This window comes from Catenibacterium sp. UBA627, assembly GCF_002299355.1.
Lineage (GTDB): Bacteria > Bacillota_I > Bacilli_A > Erysipelotrichales > Coprobacillaceae > Catenibacterium > Catenibacterium mitsuoka.
On record NZ_DBPF01000097.1, the window covers coordinates 2,589 to 5,210 of the forward strand.

Below are 2,622 nucleotides of genomic sequence, written 5' to 3' on the forward strand. Positions count from 1 at the left end.
GGTATGATTTGTGCATCTGAACAGGTTGTTGTTGTAGATCACGAAATCTATGATGAATTCAAGAAAGAACTTGGTCGTTATCATGTACATTTCTGTAATGCTGAAGAAAAGAAGAAACTTGAACAGTTCATGTTCGGTGCAACAGCATACAGTGAAAACGTAAATGAAGCTAGATTAAACAGCATCGTTCCAGGTAAGAACGCTACTTGGATCGCTGAACAGGCTGGCTTCAAAGTAGCTGATGATGTTCAGATCTTAGTTTGTGAAGTCAAGGAAATCGGTCCTAACGAACCAATGACTAGAGAAAAGCTTTCTCCAGTATTAGGTATGATCAAAGCAAACTCTACTGAAGATGGTATTGAAAAGGCTGCTCAGACTGTTGAATTCAACGGTTTAGGACATTCAGCTGCAATCCATACTACTAATCATGAAATTTCTAAAGCATTCGGTAAGAGAATCAAAGCTATCCGTATTATTGAAAACGCTCCATCTACATTCGGTGGTATCGGTTCAGTATACAATGCATTCTTACCTTCATTAACACTTGGTTGTGGTTCTTATGGCCATAACTCAGTATCAAACAACGTAAGTGCTATTAACTTACTAAATATTAAGAGAATAGGGAGACGTAACAACAATATGCAATGGGTTAAACTTCCTCCAAAGATTTATTTCGAAAGAAATTCAATCAGATATCTTAGAGATATGAAGGAAATGAAGAAAGCAATGATCGTTACAGACAGAGGTATGTATGACCTTGGTTATGTAGGAAAGATCGAAGACGTTATCAAGAGAAGACGTAACAAAGTAGACGTTGACTTATTCATCGACGTTGAACCTGATCCATCTTTAGATATGACTCTTAAGGGTCTTGAAATCATGAAGAGCTTCCAGCCTGATACAATCATCGCTATCGGTGGTGGATCTTCAATGGATGCTGCTAAAGTTATGTGGTTAATGTATGAACATCCAGAAGTTAACTTCGACGACATCAAGCAGAAATTCATGGATATCAGAAAGAGAGCATTCAAGTTCCCAGAACTTGGTAAGAAAGCTAAGTTAGTATGTATCCCAACTACTTCAGGTACAGGTTCAGAAGTAACTCCATTCGCAGTTATCACTGATACTAAGGAAAACAAGAAATATCCATTAACTGACTACGCTTTAACTCCAACAATCGCAATTGTTGACCCTGAATTCGCTATGTCTATGCCACCAAGAATCGCTGCTGATACTGGTATCGACGTATTAACTCATGCTATTGAAGCATATGTTTCAATCTTAGCTTCTGACTTCACTGATGGTTGGGCTAAACAGGCTGTTAAGTTAGTATTCGAAAACCTTGAAAAGTCAGTACTTGAAGGTGATCCTGATGCTAGAATCAAGATGCATAACGCTGCAACAATCGCAGGTATGGCATTCGCTAACGCATTCTTAGGAATGAACCACTCATTAGCTCATAAGATCGGTGGAGAATGGCATATTCCTCATGGACGTACTAACGGTATGTTATTACCACATGTAATCAGATACAATGGTACAGTTCCAACTAAGCTAAACATCTGGCCAAAGATCGAAGACTATAAGGCAGATAAGAAATATAGAGAATTAGCAGAATTAATCGGCTTACATCCAAAGACTGATGCAGAAGGTGTTGAAATGTTCGCACAGGCTGTTGAAAAGTTATGGGTAAAAGTTGGTGGTGCTGTAAACGTTAAGTCACAGAACATCAGCAAAGCTGATTGGGAAGAATCAGTACATAGAATCGCTATGAACGCATACGAAGACCAGTGTACTCCTGCTAACCCAAGAATGCCTATGGTTAAAGATATGGAAGCTATCCTAGAAACAATCTACGATTACGAATCTCCATTCGCTAAGAAATAATTCTTAAAACCATTTAGAGGAAAGCCTTACGGCTCTCCTCTTTTTTGTGTTAAATTATGTTAAATTGAATCGTTTATTGACTCATATAAGTGAACTCATTAAAATGTGCTTTTGGAGGACACTGTCATGAAACATAAACGTTTTTTATTCTTACTTACTGCAGCTGTCGCTTTTATTATTCAATTAATAGATATCATTTCTTATACAATCAAGTTTTCTATTACACAGACATTTGTGCTTGTTATTATTCAGATGATTGGTTTGGTGGGCTACGCTTATGGTGAAAGAAATGTAGTAAAAAATAAAAGACGAATGTTTTACATACTGCATAGTATCGCATTCATCATCTACATTATAAATCTTACTTATCAATTGTTCCTTAACCCAGCATTAAGACATGTTAAAGTTATAAGTAGTGTGAATATCAGTCCATTAAAGACAATATTTCTTTATTACACGGCTTATGAAAGACATACATTACCTATTAAGAATATCATTCTGAATATGATTGGGAATGTCATGTTGTTTATGCCTTTTGGTTATTTTATATATGTTCTTTTCAAACCAATGCGTTCATTTCTACCTTATTTTCTCTTTTTCTTATTTATGATTATAGGAGTAGAAGTCATTCAATATATTTGGAAGGTTGGATCAGCAGATATAGATGATATCATTCTGAATATGAGCGGCGTACTGATTCTATATATTGTATTGAAAATACCATTCATTAAAAAA

The 2,622-nt window shown here is 36.0% G+C and carries 2 protein-coding genes; both read left to right on the plus strand.

Features of this window, described 5'->3' with window-relative positions; genetic code table 11:
• A partial coding sequence (locus B2S90_RS06080; RefSeq protein ID WP_286696719.1) for an iron-containing alcohol dehydrogenase occupies positions 1-1,887 on the plus strand: 1,887 nt, incomplete at its 5' end.
• Between the two features lie 126 nt (positions 1,888-2,013).
• Positions 2,014-2,622 (plus strand): VanZ family protein (locus B2S90_RS06085; protein ID WP_286696720.1); only part of this gene is annotated, 609 nt, incomplete at its 3' end.